Raw genomic sequence first — 22,538 nt, 5'->3', positions numbered from 1 at the left:
GCGTTGCTGGCTAGGGCCGCTTCATGACACTACCTATCATTGAGTCGATCTCACCGCCGCCGTCGGCGTTGCGCGGATGGGCGTTCTGGTCGGCAATGACCATGCTGGCCTTGCTCGGGGCGGCGATCGTGTTCCTGATCGTTGCGTTTCTCCTGGGTGAGGCGCTCCCGCTGATCAGCAAGGGAGGCTTCACCCGGTTCTTCACCGACGAAGGCTGGTGGCCGAGGGATGCCAGTTTCAATATGACGCCGATGGTCGTGGCCAGCCTCTACCTGACGGTCGGGGCGCTGCTGGTGGCGACGCCGTTGAGCCTGGCGATATCGCTGGTCACCACGTTCAAGGCCCCCAGCGGGCTGGCGCGGTTGATGCGCAATCTGGTGGAGCTCAGTGCGGCCGTGCCGACGGTGGTCTACGGCCTCTGGGGCGTGAGTGCCATCGTGCCGATCATCAACCTGTGGAGTCCTCCAGGGGCCAGCCTGCTGGCCGGTGTCCTGGTGGTAGCCCTGATGATCATCCCGACCATTACCGTCCTGACCCAGTCAGCCCTCCAGACGGTCCCGGTCGCCTATGTACAGGGCGCTGCGGCACTGGGTGTTTCCGAGAATCAGACCCTGCTGCGAATTGTCGTGCCGGCGGCGAGGCAAGGCATTTTCTCCGCCATGGTGCTCGGCGCGGCCAGGGCCATTGGGGAAACCATGGTGGTCCTGATGGTCTGCGGCAATATCGTGCAGGTCCCCACTTCGTTGTTCGAGCCCGTTCGGGCGCTGACGGCCAACATTGCGCTGGAGATGCCCTACGCCATGGGCGATCACCGGGCCTCTCTGTTCGTGGCTGGCTTGCTGATGCTGTTGCTGGTCAGCGTGCTGGTGGCGGCAGGCGAATGGGTTGGCCGGCGTCAGCGGGAGATGGGCGTATGAGGTCGATCAGTTTGGCCCGACTCAAGGAGTTGGCCTGGACGGCATTGCTCTACGGTCTGGCCCTCGGGGCGATCGCGATGCTCCTGTGGCCGTTGCTCACGGTGTTCGGCAACGGCCTACAGGTGCTGAGCTGGGAGTTCATGTCATCCAGTCCGGTCGATGCCGGCCGTGGCGGCGGCATCGCGCCGATCCTGGTTTCGACGCTGGGCATCGTGTTGGTCAGCCTGGCGGCCGCGTTGCCACTGTCGTTCGGGGTGGCGGTGATGCTGACCGAAGGATTCAAACCTGGTGGCTGGCCTGCAACGGTTGTGCGCTGCAGCCTGGACATCCTGGCCGGCGTACCGTCCGTGGTGTTCGGGCTCTTCGGTCTCAGCCTGTTCTGTCGTCAGTTGGGGTTGGGTTACTCAATCCTGGCCGGTGGCCTGACCCTGGCCTGCATGATCCTTCCGACCCTGGCCCGCTCGCTGGCGTTTTCGCTGGAAGCGGCGGCCACGGCTCATCGCGCGGGTGGCGCGGCACTGGGGTTGTCGCGGCAGGCCGTGCTGTTGCGGGTGATGGTGCCGGTGGCGCTACCGGGGATTTGCGCCGGGATCGTGCTGGCGCTGACCAGGGCCCTGGCCGAAACGGCGGTATTGCTGTTCACCAGCGGTTACTCGGACCGGATGCCGGAGTCCCTGCTCGACTCGGGGCGCAGTGTCTCGGTGCATATCTACGATCTGGCCACCAACGTACCCGGCGGCACGCCGAACGCCTATGGATCGGCCCTCGCGCTTCTTCTGCTCCTGGCACTGCTGAGTTTCGCAGTGCATGCCCTGACCCGGTGGATGCAGCGGCGCATGACTGGCACAACGACAGGGAGTTATTGACCATGACCAACAAGACCGGGGCGGCAACGCTCGAATCCTCGGTGCGAGCCGTGCCCAGCATCGCTGGCACTGTTACGCACCTGAATACCGCGGCCGAAGGGTATATCGAGATTCAGGACCTGTCGGTGAGCTACGGCAAGCGGGTGGTGGTCGAGGGGGTGAACCTGCGGGTACCGCGAAACTCGGTCACGGCGCTGATCGGTCCCTCTGGCTGCGGCAAGTCCAGTTTGCTGCACTGCCTGAACCGCCTCAACGACCTGGTTCCCGAGTGCTCGGTATCAGGTTCGATCAGCTTCAGCTGGATGGACGGCAAGCGGCTGTTGAAGGACCCGACCCAGTTGCGCCGCCAGGTCGGGATGCTGTTCCAGCGGCCCAACCCGTTTCCCTTCTCCATTCGCAAGAATCTTGAGTTCGCGCTGCGGCAGCATGGAATCAAGGCGCGGGACGAGATCGATACGCGGATCGAGGCGTCGCTCAAGGAAGTGGGCTTATGGGATGAGGTGCATGATCGCCTCGACGGCCCGGCGCTGGCGCTGTCTGGTGGGCAGCAGCAGCGCTTGTGCCTGGCCAGGGCGCTGGTGCTCGGACCGGAGGTGCTGCTGATGGATGAGCCTTGCAGTGCCCTCGACCCTATCTCGACGCAAACCATCGAGGCGCTCATCTCAAGCCTGTCGCAGCGGCGAACCATTGTCCTGGTTACCCACAGCCTGAGTCAGGCCCGCCGGGTTGCCGATCAGGTGGCGGTGTTCTGGAAGGTCGAGGGCGTGGGACGGCTGATCGAGTGCGGCAAGGCGCGGGAGGTCTTCGAGAGGCCCCGTCACGAGCTGACCCGGGCCTATCTGCAATTCGCCTGAACCGAGCAGTTGGCGTGGCAGGACGCCATGGTACATCGGTTCCATTGTGGGCAAAGCGCGGCGATTTCTACCATGGTCGCATGAACACTATCTCTGCTAAACCCGTGCAATACCCGACCGCGAGAGTGAAAACCCTCCCGCTCCATGTCCATGATGTGCTCAAGCATGCGGCAAGGGTGCACGCCGCAATGAAAGTAACTTCCATCGCTCTCGATGGCGCCGTTCAACGCCAGACCTACGCGGATCTGGCCGATACCGCTCGTGATTGCGCCGCGCAACTCCATGCCCTCGGGTTCCAGCCAGGCGATGCACTCGTCAGCTTTGGCCTGAGCTCGCTCGATCAGATGGCCTGGCTTTACGGGGCACTCGACCAAGGCGTGGTCACCCACCTGCTGAACCCACAGCATCGCCCGGAAGACCTGGGGCTCTTCCTTCAACAGATTCGCCCGAAGCTGGTGCTGCATGATGTCGCTACGGCCGGCGCGATACAGGCGTTTCAGGGGCTGCTGCCAGGATCTGCGGTGCGCGCGATGACCCATCGAAACGCCGAGGGGGCGGTGGGCTATGTGGCGGCACAGTTTCCGGAGGACAGCCTTTCCCACGTCTGTTACTCGTCCGGCACCACCGGCACGCCGAAGGTCGTCGAGTACACGCACCGCTCGACGCTGCTGCACACCTGGGCTTGCGCATTGCCGGACGCGATGGGACTGACCGGCGCCGACCGGGTCATGCCGCTGATGCAAAACTTCCATGCCAGCGCCTGGGGCGCTCCGTTCGTGTGCCCGATGGTGGGCGCCGAGCTGATCCTGGTTCCGCCAACCCGTGATCCGGCTCAATGGTTCCAGTGGATCGAAGAGCATCAGGTCACCGTGTTGGGTGCGGTGTCGGCTCATTGGCTGGCGCTTGCTCGCTACATGCAGGCGACCGGGCAGCGTTTCAGCACGTTGCGGCGGACTGTTGTCGGAGGAACCCGCCTGCCGTTCGAGGTGGCGTATTTCATTCAGGAGCGACTGGGCGTCGAGGTGTGTCACGCCTGGGGCATGACCGAGACCTCGCCGCTGGCCACCATTGAACGGTTCGATAGCAGCGCGACTGCGCTGGGGCATGGCCAGCCGGTATTCGGCATCGAGCTGGAAGTGCGAGGTGACGATGCGGAATGCGTGGCCGAGGGCGCTGGGGAACTCATGGTGCGGGGACACTGGGTCGCCGTCGGCGCCGAGCAGGACGATTGGCTGGCGACCGGCGACTTCGCGACCCTTCAGGCCGATGCACGGCTCGATGTCAGCGATCGGCTGAGCGACTCGCTGCTGGTCGGTGGCGCTCCCCTCAGCTCCGCCTTGATCGAACACCGGGCCAGACAGGTGTCGGGCGTCGCGGATGCGGCGCTGGTGATCTGCGAGCCGGGCAGCGGTCGCAGCGTTCTGGCCTGGGTCGCGGCGCCCGATGCCGAGCCCGCCGCCGTTGTTGCCGAACTGCAGGCGGTGCTGGCGCAAGCCTTCGAGGGCTGGTGCCCGACCCGGTGCACCGTCGTGGATGCGTTCCCCTACACCGCCTCGGCGAAGGTCCAGAAACACCTCCTCAAAGCACAAATCGCTCCCCAGAACGAAAGCGATGTTGCCCCAACCCTTCCTTCACGTGCTGATGCCTGACTCATGACGCAAATATCGAAAACCGCAGCGGTAGATTCTGTTCATACGAGCGGGCTGAAGAGCTCGCTGCCCCTGGAGCGGTACGTGACCTGGGTGGTGGACCATCGGCGGTGGGTTATCGCCATCGTGCTGGCGCTGTCGGCGTTCTTTGCGTTCTTCGCCGCCAAGCAGCAGGTCATCATCAACCCGGCTGCCGTGGTGCCGCAGAGCCACCCGTACATCAAGGCGACCAACACCATCGAGAAGATCTTCGGCTCGAAGTACCTGGTGGTGATCGGTCTGACCCCGACCCAGGGCGACGCCCTGCAGCCCCAGGTGCTGGAGGCGGTGAAGCGCATTACCGACAAGCTCTATGCGGCGCCGTCGGTCACCAAGCAGACGCTGCTCAGCCTGTCATCGAGGCAGGCCAAGAGCATTCGCGGCAACGCCGACGGTTTCGAGGCCAGACCGCTGTTGGGTGACCAGTTGCCGTCCAGCACGGCGCAGATCGAAGAGCTGAAGGCGGCGATCAACGCCAACCCGGTGTATCGGGATACGGTGATCTCCAGTGACTGGCGCACCGCGACGATCATGCTGGAGCTCAAGGAGAATCCCAACGGCTTCGGCGCGATGCTGTCCGATGTCCACCAGATCCTGAGCCAGGAGAACACGCCGGGCATCGAGATTTCCCTGAGCGGCAACCCAGTGTTCCTGCACCAGGCTGAAGTCTTCGCCGACCGGATCAACTGGTTGTTCCCGATCGCGGTACTGGTCATTGGCCTGCTGCACTACGAAGCATTCCGGACTCGCCAGGGACTGATCCTGCCGCTGGTGACGGCGCTGCTGTCGGTAGTCTGGGGCGTGGGAATCATGGGGTTGATGAAGGTCCCGATGGACATCTTCAACTCGCCGACGCCGATCCTGATCCTCGCCGTGGCGGCGGGACACGCGGTGCAGTTGCTCAAGCGCTACTACGAACGCTTCATCGAGCTGGTGAACGGTCAGCAGATGGACCCGGTCGTGGCCAACCGGCTGGCGACGATCCAGTCGCTGGCGGCGGTCGGCCCGGTGCTGGTGATCGCTGGCGGTGTGGCGGCCCTCGGGTTCTTCTCGCTGGTAGTGTTCGAACTGGAAACCGTGCGGGCATTCGGCATCTTCACCGGCATCGGCATCCTGGCGGCCGTGTTGCTGGAGTTCACCTTTACTCCGGCAGTGCGGGCCGGCCTCAAGCCACCATCGGCGGCGCAGATCGACACCGAGACCAAGCCTCGGATCTGGGATCGCCTCAGCGCACGCATCGCTCACCTGGTGGTGACCCCTCGCAGCCGGCACTGGATTCTCGGCGGTTTCGTGGTGCTGATTGGTGTGGCGGTCGCCGGCTGGCCGCTGGTGCATGTGGATAACTCCAGCAAGAGCTTCTTCTCGGATTCGCTGCCCTTGCAGCGTGATGACAACCTGCTGAACAGCCAGACCGGCGGGACCAACGTGCTTTATGTGATGGTCGATACCGGCGAAGCAGACGGGGTGAAGGACCCTCGGGTACTGGATGCAATCCGCTACCTGCAGGCGGACGCGGCAAAGCGCCCGATCGTGGGCAAGACGCTGTCCATCGACGACTTCCTCCAGCGCATGCACGAAGCGGCGTCGGGCGACACGGGAGCTGTGACGCCACTTCCCGATGACCGCGAGCTGATTGCCCAGTACCTGTTCCTCTACTCGATGTCAGGGGATCCGGAGGACTTCTCGGCCCACGTCGATTACGAGTACCGGCGGGCAAAGATCGCGATCATGTTGCGCACCAACAGCAACGCCGAGATCGATCACCTGGTGAACGAACTTCGCCAGGTCGCGAAAGAGCATTTCCCCGGCAATGTCACCGTGTCGTTCGGCGGTGAGGTCGCGCAGACCCTGGCGGTCACCGATGTGATGGTGCACAGCAAGCTGCTCAACATCGCCCAGATCCTCGGGGTGATCTTCGCGGTGTCGGTGATCGCGTTCCGCTCGGTGATCGCCGGCCTGCTGGTGCTGTCGCCGCTGCTGGTGGTGCTGTCGCTGGTGTTCGGCGTCATGGGCTACTTCGGCGTGCCGCTGAACATCCCCAACTCGCTGATTTCGGCCATGGCGGTTGGTATCGGCGCCGACTACGCGATCTACCTCATCTACCGCATCAGCGAATACACGGCCCAGGGCAAGGCGTTGCCCGAGGCCGTGGAAATGGCGATGAAAACCGCCGGCAAGGCCTGCCTGTTCGTCGCCACCGCCGTGGCCGGGGGTTATGCCGTCCTCATGTTCTCCTACGACTACAAGGTTCATATGTGGCTTTCTACCTTTATCGTGCTGGCGATGCTGGCGAGCGTTCTCGCAACCCTGACGCTGATCCCGAGCGCCATCCTGGCCTTCAAACCCGGCTTCATCTTCCAGCGCCGCTCCGGTGACCGTGGCGCCGTGCTGCTGATCATCCTGGCGGCCATCGGTTTTCTGACGTATTCGCAGGTCGGCTGGTCTGCAGAACAGGAAGCGAAAGAGATCATGGAGCGCAACGCGGCGGTCACCCGCTTCAGCACCTCCAAGGCCGATGCCGAGTTCGTGCTGCAGACCAAGGACGGCAGCCAGCGGACCCGCAAGTCCAACATGGCCTCGAAGCTGCAGGATAACGGGCAGGACACCATGCGCCTGGTGCGCTTCGAGGCGCCTGCGGATATTCGTGGAACCACCACCTTGCTGGTCGAGCGGACTGCCCAGGACGACGAGATGTGGGTCTACCTGCCGGCAATGAAGCGAGTGCGCCGTCTGGTGGCTTCGAACAAGAAGGACAGCTTCATCGGCACCGACTTCAGCTACGGCGACGTAATGGGGCACAAGGTCAGCGACTGGAAGCACACCCTGGTCAGGCAGGAGACCCGTGACGGCGTCGAGCACTACGTCATCGAGTCGTTGCCCGCCGAGGACAGCGTGCGCACCAACTCGGGCTACGCGAAGCGCCTGACCTGGATCCGCAAGGACAACTTCGCGACCACCTATGTCGAAGCGGCCGACGTCAGCGGGGCGCCGTACAAGCAGTTCTCCTTCAGCGATATCCAGCTGGTGGATGCCACCAATGGCAAGTGGCAGCCGATGAAGACCGAGGGCAAGAACCTGCAGAGCGGTCATACCACCACCATCACCTTCTCCAACTTCAAGGTGGGTGAGGCGCTGAGCGACAGCCTCTTCTCGGCGAACAACATGGCTTCGCGCTAAGGAGAGGACATGAGCGGGTCTTATTCCCCCGGCTGGTGGGCTGGCGCCGTCGTCCCCCTGGTTTTTTCGGTGGGCGCCTTCGCCGACGTACCTGAAGTCACCGGCGAAGTTGCGGCAGGGGTTTGGTCATCGAACAGAATGCTGGATGACCGCCACACGATTTCCTCCAATCGCGCCAAGCTCAAACTGGACTGGCAAGCCAGCGAGAGCCTGAGCTTCAGCAGCGAGGTCTGGGCCTTGTCGTCCCCTGAGCGGCTGGATGGCAGGCGGGAGGATGCCGGGGTCAACGAGTTGTATGTGAAAAGCAGCGAAACCCTGTGCGCCCCTGCACTGGGCAAGAAGCTGGTGATGTGGGGCCGGGCCGACGGGATCAACCCCACCGATCAGGTATCCCCCAGCAACTACAGGCGTCTGACCCCGGAGACTACGGATCAGCGCACCGGCAACTGGGGGCTGCACCTGGACTGCGCCGCCGGTGCCGGAAAGCTGCAGGTCCATGTCCTCGACCGTTTCCGCTTCAACGAGGTGCCGCTGGAGAAAACGCCTGGCGTGACCTTTCGCGAGCAGGACCCGGATGTGCGACCAACGGTGGCGGTGAAGTACGACGTATTGGGTTCGGACGCGGACTGGTCGATCAGCGTGATCGATGGTCACGACCTGTTTCCCACCTTCGCGGTGCGCAGTGCCACGCCTGCCGGCGTGACCCTCGGCCAGCATGCAACCCGCATGCGGATGGTTGGCGGCGACTTCACGATCGTTCGCGGCGAAATGGCTTACCGGGGAGAAATTGCCTGGGTGGACTTCGAACAGTCGTCTGATCCGGCGGTAGCGCGCCGGCAGCCCTACACCTCGGCGATCGGCGGCGCCGAGTGGTACATCGGAGATCGCGAGACCGTTTCCCTGCAAGGCTTCTGGCGGCATTTGCGCTCGGTGTCGAGCATCGCCAACGATCCCCTGATGGCCCAGGTGCAGGCGGCCCAGGCCTTGATCAGCAACGAACTGGACCAGGACCAGTACGGACTGACGCTGCGCTACGCCAGGCCACTGTTCGATTCGAAGGCCGACCTGGACCTGTTCACCGTCTGGACCGAACCCCGTAATGACTGGATGCTCCGGGGCCGGCTGAAGTACGCGATCACCGATTCATGGCGCGTCAGCACCGGATTCGACATCTTCCGGGGACCGCAGGATTCATTCCTGGGGCACCTGCGAACGAACTCGCTGACGTTCGTGGAGGCGAGCTATCTCTGGTGAAGCCCGATGGGTGCGATAGAAATATCCGGTTGTCCATATATTTGAATTTTCATATATTCGGATTTCCAGATATTTCGGCCGCCCGGTGGGCGGCCTCCAGGAGGCTACATGCCGGAAGCCCTGACTCCCCCCATCGTTTTCAAATGCCTGGCTGACGACACCCGGGTCCGGATGACCCTGCTGATCGCCCGCGAAGGCGAACTCTGTGTCTGCGAACTTACCCACGCGCTTGAACTGAGCCAGCCGAAGATCTCCCGGCATTTGGCCCAGTTGCGCGAGGCTGGAATCCTGATGGATCGCCGCAAAGGCCAGTGGGTGTACTACCGACTGCATCCCGAACTGCCCCAGTGGGTGGACGCGATGCTGAAGGGCGTGGTCGATGCGAACCAGGAGTGGTTGAACCCAGATGCGCTGCGCCTCGCCGAAATGGGCGAGCGGTCGCAGAGCCCTGCGACGTGTTCTTGATCCTTCCCTTCGCTGATTGAGTTGTAGCCATGCTGATCGCATTTCTGATTTTCCTGGTGACGATCGTTCTCGTCATCTGGCAGCCCAAAGGCCTGGGCGTGGGCTGGAGCGCCGCACTGGGGGCCGTCGTGGCGCTGCTGGCGGGCGTCGTGAGCCTGTTCGATATCCCCGTGGTCTGGCAGATCGTGTGGAACGCTACCGCCACCTTCATCGCCGTCATCATCATCAGCCTGCTGCTGGATGAGGCGGGCTTCTTCGAGTGGGCGGCATTACACGTGGCGCGCTGGGGCAAGGGCAGTAGCCGCAAGCTGTTCGCCTTCATCATCCTGCTGGGCGCCGCCGTTTCGGCGTTGTTCGCCAACGACGGTGCGGCACTGATTCTGACCCCGATCGTCATCGCCATGCTGCTGGCCCTGCGTTTTTCCCCGGCGGCGACGCTGGCATTCGTCATGGCGGCGGGCTTCATCGCCGATACCGCGAGTTTGCCGCTGGTGGTGTCCAACCTGGTGAACATCGTCTCTGCCGACTACTTCGGCATCGGTTTCAGCGAGTACGCCTCGGTCATGGTGCCAGTGAACCTGGTCAGCATCGCCGCCACCCTGGGCATGCTGCTGTGGTTCTTCCGCAAGGACCTGCCGCGTACCTATGAACTCGACCAACTGAAGGCTCCCGAAGCCGCTATCCGCGACAAGGCGACGTTTGTGGCCGGCTGGTGGGTGCTGGCGCTGTTGCTGGTCGGCTTCTTCGCCATTGAGCCGCTGGGTGTTCCGATCAGCGCCATCGCTGCTGCCTGTGCGCTGATCCTCTATCTGATCGCCGCGCGCGGGCATGTGATTTCTACCCGCAAGGTGCTCAAGGAAGCGCCCTGGCAGGTCGTGGTGTTCTCGCTGGGCATGTACCTCGTGGTCTATGGGCTGCGTAACGCTGGCCTCACCGACTACCTGACGCAGATCCTCAATGTCTTCGCCGGCTACGGGATCTGGGGCGCTTCCCTCGGAACGGGGCTGCTCGCCGCTGGCCTGTCGTCGGTCATGAACAACATGCCCACCGTGCTGGTAGGCGCGCTGTCGATTCACTCTGCCGAGGCCACCGGCATCGTGCGCGAGGCCATGATCTACGCCAACGTCATCGGCTGTGACCTCGGCCCGAAAATCACCCCCATCGGCAGCCTGGCCACCTTGCTGTGGCTGCACGTGCTGGCCCGCAAGAACATCGTCATCACCTGGGGCTACTACTTCCGCACCGGCATCGTTCTGACGCTGCCGATCCTGCTTGCCACCCTGGCCGCATTGGCCATCCGCCTTAGCTTTTGAACCGGAGATACCTGATGAAAGTCTTGTTCATGTGCACCCACAACAGCTGTCGCAGCATCCTGTCCGAGGCGCTGTTCAATCACCTGGCCCCCGAGGGCATGGAAGCTGTGAGCTCGGGCAGCTTCCCAAGCGGCAAGGTCAATGAGCGGGCACTGAAGACGCTGGAAGCCGCCGGTATCTCCACCGCTGGCCTTTCGAGCAAGGCCTCGGATGCTTTCGAGAACTCTCCTCCCGACATCGTCGTCACCGTGTGCGACCGCGCTGCCGGCGAAGCCTGCCCGATCTTCTTCGGTCCATCGCTCAAAGCCCACTGGGGCCTGGCTGACCCTTCGGCAGTCAGCGGGAGCGAGGCGGAGATCGAAGAAGCCTTCCAGACCACGCTGGCGAAGATCGATGAGCGCGTGCGCGCCTTCATTGCGCTGCCGTTCCCGCAACTGAGCCTGGACGAGCTGAAAGCCGAGCTTGCCCGCATCGGCGCGCTGTAGGACCTGGATCAATGGAGACCGAAATGAACGACCATCTGCCCAATGTCCAGCCGGAACTGCTTGATCTGCCGTCGCTGGAGCGGCTGGAACCGAAGGATCCTTCCACGCATAAACCGCGCATCCTGCTGCTGTACGGATCGACCCGCGAGCGCTCGTTCAGCCGCTTGATGGTCCAGGAGGCTGCGCGCCTGATGGAAGAGTTCGGCGCCGAAACCCGAATCTTCGATCCTTCCGGCCTGCCGCTGCCGGATGACGCTCCGGACTCCCACGAGAAGGTGCTGGAGCTTCGCGAACTGATGCAATGGTCCGAGGGCCAGGTGTGGTGCTCGCCCGAGCGTCACGGCTCGATGAGCGCCGTGTTCAAGGCACAGATCGATTGGGTACCGCTGGCCATGGGCGCCGTTCGTCCAACCCAGGGCAAGACCCTGGCGGTGCTGCAGGTCTGCGGTGGTTCGCAGTCGTTCAACGTGGTGAACCAATTGCGCGTGCTGGGCCGCTGGATGCGGATGTTCACCATCCCCAACCAGTCCTCGGTACCCAAGGCGTTTCTGGAGTTCGACGATGCCGGGCGGATGAAACCGTCCTCCTTCTACGATCGCCTGGTCGATGTGATGGAAGAACTGACCAAGTTCACCCTGCTGCTGCGCGATCGCCAGGATTACCTGGTGGACCGCTACTCCGAGCGCAAGGAGTCGGCGGAAGAGCTGTCCAAGCGAGTCAATCTGCTGTCCATTTGAGGTAATGAGCATGTCGCATCCCTACTCGATGAAATCGCTGCCCCATGCCCCGGGAGCGCTGATTTTCACACCCTGCCCGGGTACCCAGGCCAGCGATCTCGCTGAAAGCCTGGAGACGCTGAAGCAGGCTGGCGCCGTGGCGCTGGTGACACTGATGTCGGATACAGAACTTCAGGAAAACGGCGTTGCCGAGCTTGGCGTCGCGGCCAGGCAGCATGGCTTGGAGTGGTACCAGCTGCCGATCGAGGATGATCAGGCTCCTGATCAAAGCTTCGAGGCTCGGTTGGGAGAGATTCGCCACCAGTTGGACGCTTTGCTCGCTTCCAACAAGGCCCTGGCAATCCACTGCAAGGGCGGCTCCGGCCGCACCGGGCTGTTCGCTGCCCGTCTGCTGATCGAATCCGGAATGCCGCGCCGCGAGGCGATCGCATGGGTGCATGAGCTGCGCCCACGTGCGATTCAGAAGCCGGCGCACATCAACTACATCAACCAGTTCGGCGAAGGCTGAGCGCTGCAGCCAGACAGGAGAAACCATGGCCACCGAAGGCGAACTACTCGATGTCATCGTGATTGGCGGCGGGCAGTCCGCGCTGACGGTGGCCTATTTTCTCAAGCGGGCCAAGCTGTCGTTCCTGCTGTTCGACGCCGAAGAGGCTGCGGGCGGAGCGTGGCGCCATGGCTGGGACTCGCTGACGCTGTTCTCGCCCTCCGCATGGAGTTCGATCGCAGGCTGGCCGATGCCGCCAGTCACCGAAGGTAATCCCGATAGGGATCACGTGGTCAGCTATCTGGAGCAGTACGAGGCACGCTACGGGTTTCCTATCGTTCGCCCCGTCAGCGTCACGGCGGTGGAGCGAACCGGGCGTGGCCTTCGTGTTCGCTCGAAGGACCGCGACTGGGAAGCCCGCGCCGTCATCAGCGCGACGGGGACCTGGAGCAAGCCCTATGTCCCGGCCTATCCGGGGATAGAAGTGTTCCAGAGGCAGCAGATTCACTCCGCCCATTACCAGTCGCCAGAGGCTTTCCAAGGAAAGCGCGTGCTGGTCGTTGGTGGTGGCAACTCGGGGGCGCAAATCTATGCGGAGCTGTCCGAGGTCGCCGACGCAACGTGGGTTACCACGGAGGAGCCGGCGTTTCTGCCTGATGATGTCGATGGGCGGGTGCTGTTCGAACGCGCTACCGAGCGCCTCAAGGCTCAACAGGAGGGCCGTGTTATCGACGCACCGGTCGGCGGACTTGGCGATATCGTCATGGTGCCCTCGGTGGTTCGTGCTCGCGAGCGCGGGGCTCTTCGTGCTGTAAGGCCTTTCGCTTCATTCACGCCGGATGGGGTCGCCTGGCCCAACGGTGAGAAAACCCAGGTCGATGCCGTTATCTGGTGTACCGGCTTCCGGCCGGCGCTGGATCACGTGCGGGCGCTGGGCGTGCTGGATGACAACGGCAGGGTCGAGGTGGACGTGGCGCGTTCTATTCGTGAGCCGCGCCTCTGGCTGGTCGGATATGGCGACTGGACCGGCCTGGCCTCGGCGACGCTGATCGGCGTCACCCGTACCGCGCGCAGCACCGTCAACGAAGTAGTCGAATACCTGAACAGCTTGGAGCAGCCGGATGCGTAGCGGAATCGAGATTCGTGTGGCCAGACCAGAGGATGCAGAAGAGATCCAGGCCATCTACGCGCCCATCGTGCTCAACACGGCCATCTCATTCGAAGAGGCAGTGCCGAGTGTGGAGCAGATGCGGGAGCGGATCGCCACGACGCTGCAAACCTACCCGTATCTGGTGGCGGTTCAGGAGGGACGGGTAATCGGCTATGCCTACGCCAGTCAGCACCGGGCGCGTGCGGCGTACCGCTGGGCGGTGGATGTGACGGTGTATGTCGCCGAAGGTCAGCGCCGCAGTGGGGTTGGTCGGCAGCTCTATGACGTGCTGCTGCCGGTTCTGAGTCGTCTGGGGTATCGCTCGGCGTATGCCGGCATTGCCTTGCCGAATGAAGGCAGTGTCGGGCTGCACGAGCGGCTCGGTTTCCAGCACATCGGGACGTTTCCCCAGGTCGGGTTCAAGCTCGATGCTTGGCATGACGTGGGGTACTGGAGGTTTGATCTGGGTGGCGACGGTCTTAGTCCTGCTGATCCCGCGCGCGTTCAAACAATCTGCTGAAGCGCGGGGTCATGCTTGCGGTGGGCGAATTTAGACGCTTCAGATGTAACTTGCTGTTGGGCCATTTCTGCGATGGCCTCAGAAAGTGACTGCTTCATAGAGGGTTATCCGGTTACTGATCCTTCTGCTTAGCTCCGAATCTGATAGGCCGTGATGGTTGCTCGTAGGTTCTGTTCCAACTCCGGAATCGACCACGACCATTTCAGTCAGGCGAGGGCTGAGAGAAGTGTGCAAGGTCCTGGCGCATTGTTCGTGAAGCCGACCTGCGTAGAGCTAGAGGGCATGGGCACGCTCGCACCTCTCAGCTCAGGTCAGTAAGCCGGGGGTTGTCAGGTCCTTCAGACTCCCTTCAGATTCGACGCTGATACTCACCCCAGTCGAGCCCAATCGGGGGGAGTTTCATGACCCAGCTTGAATGGAGCAGCCTGCTCCCATTGTCTGTCGGCAGTCATGCCGAGCATCACGCACAGTTATCCCTTCACCTTCCCCACGACAGCGGTCGCGGGGAACTGGAACAGTTCATCCATCAGTGTTTCGCCAGCATGCACCAGGCCGATGTCCAGCACTATCTGCCGGAACTGCTGGCCCTGCATGACCGCAACGGGCGGATGATCGCAGCGGCCGGGGTACGTCCGGCCCAGACCGGTCCGCTGTTTCTGGAACGTTATCTGGACGAACCCCTCGAGGTTGCGGTTTCGCGATTGGCAGGCGGTCCGCTGGGGCGCGATTGCCTGGTCGAGGTGGGCAACCTGGCGTCGCTGAGCGCCGGCAGCGCCCGGATCATCATCATCGTGGTTACCTGGTTGCTGGCCATTCGCGGCCTGAAATGGGTGGCCTTCACCGGTGCAGCTTCTTTGATCAACAGCTTCCAGCGCCTGGGGCTGCAGCCCAGCGTACTGGCGGTGGCCGATCCTGAGCGCCTGGACGGCGAGCAGGACCAGTGGGGGACCTACTACGCCCAGCGTCCCCAGGTCTTTGCCGGCAACATCGGCTACGGCTTCGAGGCCTTGACCCAGGCCGGGGTCTTCCAGCGCCTTGGCTTGCCGGCACTCTCCCAGGGGACCGGTCATGCCGCATGAACTGGAACGTTTTCAGCAGGTACTGACGATCAATGCCCGTGACCGGGGCGACGCCATCGCAATACAGGGTGCCAACCGGCGCTTGAGCTGGATGGAACTGCTCGTCGAGGTTGAGGGGCGTGTCCAGGTCTTGCGCCAGCAGGCACCGGGTGCCCTGGTTCTAGCCATGGACAACGGTCCCGAGGCGTTGCTTTGGGATCTGGCAGCGCTGTTCGCCGAGCGGCCGTGCGTGTTCATTCCGTCGTTTTTCAGTGCTGCTCAGTTCGAACACTGCCTGCAGCAGAGCGGTGCCACGCTGGCGTTGGCCGAAGTGCAATGGAGCGATCACTTCGCCGAGCAGGGTTTCAGCCAGCATGACGGCTTCTGGCGACGGGCCGTCGCGGCGCCGGTGGCGCTGCCCGGCGGCACGGCGAAGATCACCTACACCTCCGGTAGCACTGGCCGACCCAAAGGCGTGTGCCTGAGTGCCGACACCCTGTTGCGGGTGGCTCGGGAACTGGAAACGGCCAGTCGGGCAACCGCTCCCCAGCGCTACCTGGCGGTACTGCCGCTGGGGGTGCTGCTGGAAAACCTCGGCGTCTATGCCGCGTTGATGGCCGGTGCCTGCGTACTGCTCTATCCGCAGGCGCAACTGGGCATCGGCGGTGCCAGCCAGGTGGATTTCAAGCGTCTGCTCGGTGCCGTTGCCCTGAGCGGTGCGCACAGCCTGATCCTGGTGCCGCAACTGTTGATGGGGCTGGTGACCGCCATCGAGCGTGGGCTGATGCAGGTCGGCCCTCTACGCTTCGTCGCCGTTGGCGGTGCCCGGGTTTCCCCTGACCTGCTGGCCCGCGCCGAGGCGGTCGGCCTGCCGGTGTTCGAGGGCTATGGCTTGTCCGAGTGCGCATCGGTGGTGGCATTGAACCGCCCGGGGGCGGTACGGCCTGGCAGCGTCGGCAAGCCGTTGCCGCACGTGCAGGTACGCATCGCCGATGACGGCGAAGTCATCGTGGCCGGATCGACCCTGCTGGGTTACCTGGAGGAGCCCGTATTCCAGGGGCAGTGGTGGGCTACTGGCGACCTGGGCTACTTCGACGAGCAGGGCTACCTGTACTTGAACGGGCGCAAGAAGCACCAGTTCATCACCAGCTTCGGACGCAACGTCAACCCCGAATGGGTAGAAGCCGAACTGACCCAGGGCGGAGTCCTGGCCCAGGCCTTCGTCCATGGCGAGGGCTTGCCGCGTAACAGCGCCTTGCTCTGGCCGCTCGACCCGAATGCCAGTGACGACACCATCGAACAGGCCGTTCAGCAGTGCAACGCCCGCTTGCCGGATTACGCCAGGGTACATGCCTGGCGGCGCCTGCCGGTCCCCTTCGATAGCCGCGATGAAACCCTGACTGCCAATGGGCGCCCGCGCCGCGAGGCGATCCTGAAGCGTTACCACACCCTGTTATCCGACATTCCGCTATGAGGTATTCCATGGCCTTTTTTGACACCCTGCAACAACAGACCGCCCAGGAACGCCAGGCGCTATTCGCCGTTCCGGTGATCCGCGAGGCGCTGGCCGGCCAGGTCAGCCTGGACAGCTACATCGCGTTCCTGAGCCAGGCCTACCACCATGTCCGCCATACCGTGCCGCTGATGATGGCCTGCGGTGCACGCCTGCCGTCGCGCCTGGAGTGGTTGCGCGGCGCGGTCTGCGAATACATCGAGGAGGAGTACGGCCACGAGCAGTGGATTCTCAACGACATCAAGGCCTGCGGCGGTGACTGGGAGGGCGTGCGGGATGGCCGGCCGTCATTGTCCATCGAACTGATGGTGGCTTACCTCTACGACCTCATCGCCCGTGGCAATCCGGTCGGCCTGTTCGGCATGGTCAACGTGCTCGAGGGCACCAGCATCGCCCTGGCAACCCAGGCGGCCGGCACCATCCAGAGCACCCTGGCCCTACCGGACAAAGCCTTCAGCTACCTCAGTTCCCACGGCGCCCTGGACCAGGACCATATGGTCACCTATCGCAACCTGATGGATCGCCTGGACGACCCCGCCGATCAAGAGGCGGTGATCCATGCCGCCAAGGTGGTGTACCGCCTGTACACCGGGATGTTCGAGAGCCTGCCACGGGCGGGCCAACCTGAGGTGCGCCATGCGCTTGTCTGATTCCGTGGTGATCCTGACCGGTGCCAGTGGTGGCATCGGCCTGGAACTGGCCGAGCAACTCTGTGCCGCCGGTGCCAGGGTCCTGGCGGTCAGCCGGCAGATGGGCGAATTGAGCGGTCTGCTAAAGCGCTACCCGCAGCGCCTGCATTGGCAGAGTGCCGACCTGCGCACTGCCGAAGGCCGTGAGCTGGTAGTTGGTCGGGCCCGGGAAATCGGCGGAGTCAACGTGCTGATCAATGCCGCTGGAATCAATCGCTTCGCCTTGCTCGACCAGTTGGACGAGCAAGCGCTCGACGAGTTGCTGGACATCAACCTCAAGGCTCCGCTGCAACTGACCCGAGCCTGCCTGCCCTTGCTGCGGACCCAGGCCAAGGCGCTGGTGGTCAACGTCGGCTCGACCTACGGTTCGATCGGTTATCCAGGCTACGCCACCTATTGCGCCAGCAAGTTCGCCCTGCGTGGTTTTTCCGAAGCGTTGCGCCGCGAGCTGGCCGATACCACGGTCAACGTGCTTTACGCAGCCCCCAGGGCCACCCGCACAAGTATGAACAGCAGCGCCGCCATGGCCCTTAACCAGGCCCTCAAGGTTGGTATGGACGACCCGGCGGATGTCGCCCGGGCAGTGCTCGAGGCGGTGCAGTCCGAGCGCAGCGAGCTCTACCTGGGATGGCCGGAAAAGCTCTTCGTACGTCTCAACGGCATGTTGCCGGGGGTGGTGGATCGGGCACTGCGCAAGCAGTTGCCAGTGATCCGTCGCCATATCGGTAGCCACTCCAAGGAGTCGATCAAATGAAACGTCTGTTCGTGGCCAGCCTGCTGGCATTCACACCTTTGACCTGGGCGCTGGACCAGGCAGGTACCCAGCATCTGGGAGAGTTGCAGCAGCGCTGGGCACAGATCCAGTACCAGACACCCAAGGACCAGCGTGCCGATGCCTTCGAGAAGCTGGCCGGTGATGCCGCCAGCTTCGTTCGACAATATCCCGGCAAGGCCGAGCCGCTGATCTGGGACGGCATCATCAACAGCAGTTGGGCCGGTGCTACCGGTGGACTGGGGGCTCTGAGCAAGGTCAAGACGGCGAAGGCCAGCCTGGAGCAGGCGATGAAGCTGGACCCCAACGCACTGCAGGGCTCGGCCTATACCAGTCTGGGTACCTTGTATGACCAGGTGCCCGGCTGGCCGATCGGCTTCGGTGACGCCGAAAAGGCCGAGACATTGTTGCGCCAGGCATTGCAGATCAACCCCAGCGGTATCGACAGCAACTACTTCTGGGCCGATCATCTGTTCCGGCAGAAACGCTACGGCGAGGCTCGGCTGGCCCTGCAGAAAGCCTTGCAGGCACCACCGCGGCCAGGACGCGAATTGGCTGACCAGGGCCGGCGCAGCGATATCGATGCTTTACTCAAGGCGATCAAGGACAAACAGGACTGACTATGCGGCTGCTGCTGGTTGAGGACGATACCGCGCTGGGCGAGGGGATCTGCGATGGTCTGCGCCAGGAGGGCTATACCCTCGACTGGTTGCGCGACGGTGTGAGCGGATTGCATGCGTTGCAGCATGAGGCCTTTGACCTGGTGATCCTCGATCTGGGACTGCCGCGCCTGGATGGCATCGAACTGCTGAGGCGGGTGAGGGCCGGCGGTGACAGCCTGCCGGTGCTCATTCTCACCGCCCGGGATGCTACCGCAGACCGCATCACCGGCCTCGATGCCGGAGCAGACGATTACCTGGTCAAACCCTTCGACCTTAACGAGCTCAAGGCCCGCTTGCGGGCCTTGCTGCGCCGCAGTGCCGGGCGCGCCAAGGTGCTGATCGAACATGCCGGCGTCAGCCTCGACCCTGCAACCCAGCAGGTGTACTACAACGGCGAGCTGGTGGTCCTGACACCCAAGGAGTATGTGCTGCTGCATGAACTGCTCGCCCAGCCGGGCAAGGTCTTCACCCGCGAGCGCCTGACCCAGTTGCTCTATGGCTGGGACGAAGAGCCGGAGAGCAATACCCTGGAAGTGAACATCTATCACCTGCGCAAAAAGCTGTTCAACGGCCTGATCCGCACCGTGCGTGGTATCGGCTATCTGGTCGAGGGCAAGGCATGAGCTCGCTGCGCCAGAGAACGCTATGGCGGGTGATGCTTTTGCTGGTGCTGGGAACCAGCCTGTTGGCGCTGTACAACTACCACGACAGCCGCCGCGAAATCACCGAAGTCTATGATGCCCATCTTGCGCAGAATGCCCGCCTGTTAGAGGGCGTAATGAGCATTCCGGTCCAGGACGGTAGCCGTGAGGAGCTGTACCAGGCCTTCAACGACGCCTTGGGCAAAGCTGGGCGGCATAGGGTTGGCCACCCCTATGAAAGCAAGCTGGCCTTTCAGGTCTGGGATGATACCGGCAAGCTGTTGGTTCACACCCCCAGCGCCCCGGTCTTGGGGGCGCTTCCAGTCTCTTCGGGCTTTGCCGACTTTCCGGTCAATGGCGAGCAATGGCGCGGTTTCGTCCTCCCCGTACCGCAACGGCATTGGGTCATCTGGGTCGGCGAGCGCGAGGATGTGCGTTACGACCTCATCGACCGAATTGTCCGTCACACTCTGTTCCCCTTCCTGATCGGCAGCTTGGCTCTGGCCTTGCTCGTCTGGTTCGCGATCGGCTGGGGGCTGCAACCCTTGCAGAACATGGCCAATGTCATCCGCGCCCGGCATGCCGATTCCCTGGAACCGCTGCAACTAGTGCCATTGCCATCGGAACTGGAGCCCATGCAGGCGGCGATCAATCGTCTATTGGCTCAGATCGAAGACCTGTTGCGTCGCGAGCATCGCTTCATCGCCGACGCAGCCCATGAGATGCGCACCCCGCTGGCGATCCTGCGCCTGCATGCGCAGAACGCACAGGCGGCCACCACTGAGGACGAGCGGCATAAAGCTCTGACTTTCCTGATCGGCGGCGTCGATCGCCTGGCCCGGGTGGTCAACCAGCTGTTGACCCTGGCCCGTCTGGAACCGCGCCTGGGACAACGTGCGAGCCCCCCGGTCGATGTCGCGCAGGTGGTCACCGATACGTTGGCGGAGTTGACCCCCTGGATTCTCGACCATGGCCTGGAACCGTCGCTGGACATCGGCGAGGGTGATCACCATCTGGCTGTCGATCCCGGCGTGCTGGGCATCGCCTTGCAGAACCTGGTGGCGAACGCGGTGGAGCACTCGCCGGCGGGAGGGCGTATCACGGTGTCGCTCAGGCAGTTGGACGGTGCGGCCGTGTTAACCGTCGAAGACGAAGGTCCGGGTATCGACGAGGCCAGCCTGTCGCGGGTCTTCGAGCGCTTCTACAGCCGGAACAGCCCCAATGGCGCCGGCCTCGGACTCTCTATCGTCGCCACCATCGTTGAGCGCATGGGGGGGCAGGTGCGGCTTGAAAACCGATCGAGCGGCGGACTTGCCGCGACCCTATCGATCCCGCTCGAGCGCACGGTCGCTACGGACTTCAGACTTCCTTAAGCTTCAGATGGCACCTTGGCATCGTCTGTTCCACTCCGAGGGGCCAAGGATATGAAGCACGAATCAAGTACTGACCGTTACGGTCGCTTGTCCATCATCATGCACTGGAGCATGGTAATCCTGTTCATCGGCATCTATGCCTGTATCGAGCTGCGTGGGGCCCTGCCCAAGGGGCATGTTCTGAAGGGGCCTCTACTGGGCTTCCATGGTCTGCTAGGCCTGGCAGTCTTCGCGCTGGTCTGGGTTCGCCTGCTGGGCCGTCTGACTCCCCGTCCGCCGATACGGCCGCAACCACCGGCTTGGCAGAACGCGGTGGCGAAACTTATGCACCTGGCGCTGTACGGCCTGATGATCGTCACACCATTGCTGGCCTGGCTGATGCTGAGCGCCGCAGGCAAACCGCTACCGTACTGGGATATCTCGCTGCCATCACTCATTTCTCTAGATCCCGCCTTGGCCCGACAACTCAAGGGCTGGCATGAATGGTTGGGTAGCGCCGGTTATTGGCTGATCGGCATGCATGCGGTGGCGGGTCTGGTTCACCACTACTGGTTCAAGGACAACACCCTGAGGCGCATGCTGCCTGGTCGTTGAGCGAAGAAGCATGCCTTGCGGCAACTGCCGTTGCATGCCTTGTTCCACATCAATCCCGCCTTTGCACTGAATAGAATAATGATCTCGACGGCATCTGCCGATCGGGCCACAAAACCCTGGCGTGCGTTGCCCATCAACCTGTTATAGCTATTCGGGAACTCATCATGTGGTTTAGACAAATACGGATTGGCCTGCGCTCGACCTTGGCATTTTCGTCGTTAGGGCTTCTGTTGATCGTGCTGGGGCTTATCTCGCTCTATCAGATGAACCAGATGGATGGCCACAGCGACGAGGTCAATGACAACTGGTTGCCATCGATCATGACGGTCAACGACATGAGTGCGGCCAGTTCGCGCATTCGCGCCATGACCTTGCGCTATGCGCTGGTGGAGGGGAGTGCCAGGGACAGTACCTTGGCTAGCCTGGAAAAGGCCGAACGCGACCTGGAAACGAGCGAGCGCCTTTATGAATCGCTGATTTCGTCCAAGGAAGAGCGTGCCCTGTACGAGACCTACAAATCCGCCAAAGCACTCTATATGGAGCAGTCCGGGTTGACCGTTTCACTCAGCCGTTCTGGCGATCTGGAGGCGACCCGCAAGTTGGTGGCGCAGAAGCTCGGCGACTATGCCGAAAACGTTGCCAGGGCTCTAGACGAATTGACCCGGGTCAACGACGAAGGCGCCAAACGCGCTGCAGCCGCCAGCGATACCGCGTTCAACGATTCGATGAAGATGGTGATCTTCATCATGCTGGTGGCCGTGCTGTTGACCGCCGCGCTTGCCATGACTTTCACCCGAAGCCTGGTCCTCCCCCTCGCACAAGCGGTGGAACAAGCCCGGGTAGTGGCGTCCGGCGATCTGACCCGACATGTCGAGATCGTGGGTAAGGACGAGCCGGCACAGTTGCTGAGTGCCCTGCAGGACATGCAGGTTAGCCTGCGTGGCACCATCCAGCATATTGCCGACTCCGCCAACCAGTTGGCCTCTGCCTCCGAACAGTTGCATTCGGTCACCGAGGACTCGACCCGTGGCCTGCACCAACAGAATGCGGAAATCGAGCAGGCAGCCACCGCTGTGAACGAGATGACCAGCGCCGTCGAGGAGGTGGCGCGCAATGCCGTGAGCACCTCAGAAGCCTCCCGCCAGGCCGACCAGACGTCACGCAATGGTCGTGAGCAGGTTGGCCAGACGGTAAGCCAATGTCATCAACTTTGGAAATTATCCATAAATATCATATAATTAGCGCTCAAATCAGTGCATGGGAGAAGCCCTTTTGACTACCTATACCGCATCGCTTGACACCGCCAGCCAAACCCTGGCTTGA

22 protein-coding genes are annotated in these 22,538 nt (G+C 62.8%); all 22 read left to right on the top strand.

Going from position 1 to position 22,538, the window contains the following annotated elements; genetic code table 11:
* Positions 1-23 precede the first annotated feature (23 nt).
* Positions 24-917, top strand: a complete 894-nt coding sequence (gene pstC, locus PSEMO_RS18565) for a phosphate ABC transporter permease subunit PstC (RefSeq protein ID WP_218641246.1) — start codon at positions 24-26, stop codon at positions 915-917.
* Positions 914-1,783, top strand: a complete 870-nt coding sequence (pstA, locus tag PSEMO_RS18560) for a phosphate ABC transporter permease PstA (RefSeq protein ID WP_075804436.1) — start codon at positions 914-916, stop codon at positions 1,781-1,783. The genes pstC and pstA overlap by 4 nt, the downstream gene beginning before the upstream one ends.
* Positions 1,784-1,785: 2 nt before the next feature.
* The gene (locus PSEMO_RS18555) at positions 1,786-2,637 is read left to right on the top strand and encodes a phosphate ABC transporter ATP-binding protein (RefSeq protein WP_081430284.1); all 852 of its coding nucleotides are present in this window, start codon (positions 1,786-1,788) and stop codon (positions 2,635-2,637) included.
* 125 nt (positions 2,638-2,762) lie between these two features.
* Positions 2,763-4,286: an AMP-binding protein gene (locus PSEMO_RS18550; RefSeq protein WP_178392022.1), complete on the top strand. Its 1,524-nt coding sequence runs from the start codon at positions 2,763-2,765 to the stop codon at positions 4,284-4,286.
* A gap of 84 nt (positions 4,287-4,370) precedes the next feature.
* A complete protein-coding gene (locus tag PSEMO_RS18545) occupies positions 4,371-7,502 on the top strand; it encodes an outer membrane lipoprotein-sorting protein (protein ID WP_075804434.1) in 3,132 nt (1,043 codons plus the stop codon).
* Between the two features lie 9 nt (positions 7,503-7,511).
* Positions 7,512-8,756 carry a hypothetical protein gene (locus tag PSEMO_RS18540; protein ID WP_144443593.1) on the top strand — a complete coding sequence of 415 codons (1,245 nt, stop codon included), beginning with the start codon at positions 7,512-7,514 and terminating at the stop codon, positions 8,754-8,756.
* Between the two features lie 108 nt (positions 8,757-8,864).
* The gene (locus PSEMO_RS18535) at positions 8,865-9,221 is read left to right on the top strand and encodes a metalloregulator ArsR/SmtB family transcription factor (RefSeq protein WP_075804432.1); all 357 of its coding nucleotides are present in this window, start codon (positions 8,865-8,867) and stop codon (positions 9,219-9,221) included.
* A 29-nt stretch (positions 9,222-9,250) separates the two neighbouring features.
* Entirely contained in the window at positions 9,251-10,534 is a 1,284-nt protein-coding gene (locus PSEMO_RS18530) for an arsenic transporter (RefSeq protein ID WP_075804431.1), read from the top strand.
* 14 nt (positions 10,535-10,548) lie between these two features.
* The gene (locus PSEMO_RS18525) at positions 10,549-11,019 is read left to right on the top strand and encodes an arsenate reductase ArsC (RefSeq protein ID WP_075804430.1); all 471 of its coding nucleotides are present in this window, start codon (positions 10,549-10,551) and stop codon (positions 11,017-11,019) included.
* Between the two features lie 23 nt (positions 11,020-11,042).
* Positions 11,043-11,756 carry an arsenical resistance protein ArsH gene (gene arsH / locus PSEMO_RS18520; protein ID WP_075804429.1) on the top strand — a complete coding sequence of 238 codons (714 nt, stop codon included), beginning with the start codon at positions 11,043-11,045 and terminating at the stop codon, positions 11,754-11,756.
* Positions 11,757-11,760: 4 nt separating this feature from the next.
* Positions 11,761-12,264 (top strand): cyclin-dependent kinase inhibitor 3 family protein, encoded by a 504-nt coding sequence (locus tag PSEMO_RS18515; RefSeq protein ID WP_081430281.1) that lies wholly within the window; start codon positions 11,761-11,763, stop codon positions 12,262-12,264.
* A 25-nt stretch (positions 12,265-12,289) separates the two neighbouring features.
* A complete protein-coding gene (locus PSEMO_RS18510) occupies positions 12,290-13,372 on the top strand; it encodes an ArsO family NAD(P)H-dependent flavin-containing monooxygenase (protein ID WP_075804427.1) in 1,083 nt (360 codons plus the stop codon).
* Positions 13,365-13,913 carry an arsinothricin resistance N-acetyltransferase ArsN1 family B gene (locus PSEMO_RS18505; RefSeq protein ID WP_075804426.1) on the top strand — a complete coding sequence of 183 codons (549 nt, stop codon included), beginning with the start codon at positions 13,365-13,367 and terminating at the stop codon, positions 13,911-13,913. Before PSEMO_RS18510 ends, PSEMO_RS18505 begins: the two co-directional genes overlap by 8 nt.
* A 401-nt stretch (positions 13,914-14,314) precedes the next feature.
* Positions 14,315-14,992, top strand: coding sequence for a thermostable hemolysin (locus tag PSEMO_RS18500; RefSeq protein WP_075804425.1), 678 nt, complete (start codon positions 14,315-14,317; stop codon positions 14,990-14,992).
* Complete coding sequence (locus PSEMO_RS18495; RefSeq protein WP_075804424.1) at positions 14,982-16,445, top strand: AMP-binding protein; 1,464 nt, start codon at positions 14,982-14,984, stop codon at positions 16,443-16,445. The genes PSEMO_RS18500 and PSEMO_RS18495 overlap by 11 nt, the downstream gene beginning before the upstream one ends.
* Positions 16,446-16,453: 8 nt before the next feature.
* Positions 16,454-17,134 carry a TenA family transcriptional regulator gene (locus tag PSEMO_RS18490; protein WP_075804423.1) on the top strand — a complete coding sequence of 227 codons (681 nt, stop codon included), beginning with the start codon at positions 16,454-16,456 and terminating at the stop codon, positions 17,132-17,134.
* Complete coding sequence (locus PSEMO_RS18485) at positions 17,121-17,927, top strand: SDR family oxidoreductase (protein WP_075804422.1); 807 nt, start codon at positions 17,121-17,123, stop codon at positions 17,925-17,927. The genes PSEMO_RS18490 and PSEMO_RS18485 overlap by 14 nt, the downstream gene beginning before the upstream one ends.
* Positions 17,924-18,565: a TRAP transporter TatT component family protein gene (locus PSEMO_RS18480; protein ID WP_075804421.1), complete on the top strand. Its 642-nt coding sequence runs from the start codon at positions 17,924-17,926 to the stop codon at positions 18,563-18,565. Before PSEMO_RS18485 ends, PSEMO_RS18480 begins: the two co-directional genes overlap by 4 nt.
* A 2-nt stretch (positions 18,566-18,567) precedes the next feature.
* Positions 18,568-19,230 (top strand): response regulator, encoded by a 663-nt coding sequence (locus tag PSEMO_RS18475; RefSeq protein ID WP_075804420.1) that lies wholly within the window; start codon positions 18,568-18,570, stop codon positions 19,228-19,230.
* Positions 19,227-20,621 carry a sensor histidine kinase gene (locus PSEMO_RS18470; protein WP_075804419.1) on the top strand — a complete coding sequence of 465 codons (1,395 nt, stop codon included), beginning with the start codon at positions 19,227-19,229 and terminating at the stop codon, positions 20,619-20,621. Before PSEMO_RS18475 ends, PSEMO_RS18470 begins: the two co-directional genes overlap by 4 nt.
* Before the next feature lie 51 nt (positions 20,622-20,672).
* Entirely contained in the window at positions 20,673-21,215 is a 543-nt protein-coding gene (locus tag PSEMO_RS18465) for a cytochrome b (RefSeq protein WP_075804418.1), read from the top strand.
* A gap of 164 nt (positions 21,216-21,379) precedes the next feature.
* Positions 21,380-22,453 carry a methyl-accepting chemotaxis protein gene (locus PSEMO_RS18460; protein ID WP_075804417.1) on the top strand — a complete coding sequence of 358 codons (1,074 nt, stop codon included), beginning with the start codon at positions 21,380-21,382 and terminating at the stop codon, positions 22,451-22,453.
* Positions 22,454-22,538: the final 85 nt, after the last annotated feature.

The sequence above is a fragment of the Pseudomonas putida genome (genome assembly GCF_001941965.1).
Lineage (GTDB): Bacteria > Pseudomonadota > Gammaproteobacteria > Pseudomonadales > Pseudomonadaceae > Aquipseudomonas > Aquipseudomonas putida_L.
Note: the sequence above shows the minus strand (reverse complement) of the source record. Positions and strands in the feature narration are given on the sequence as shown.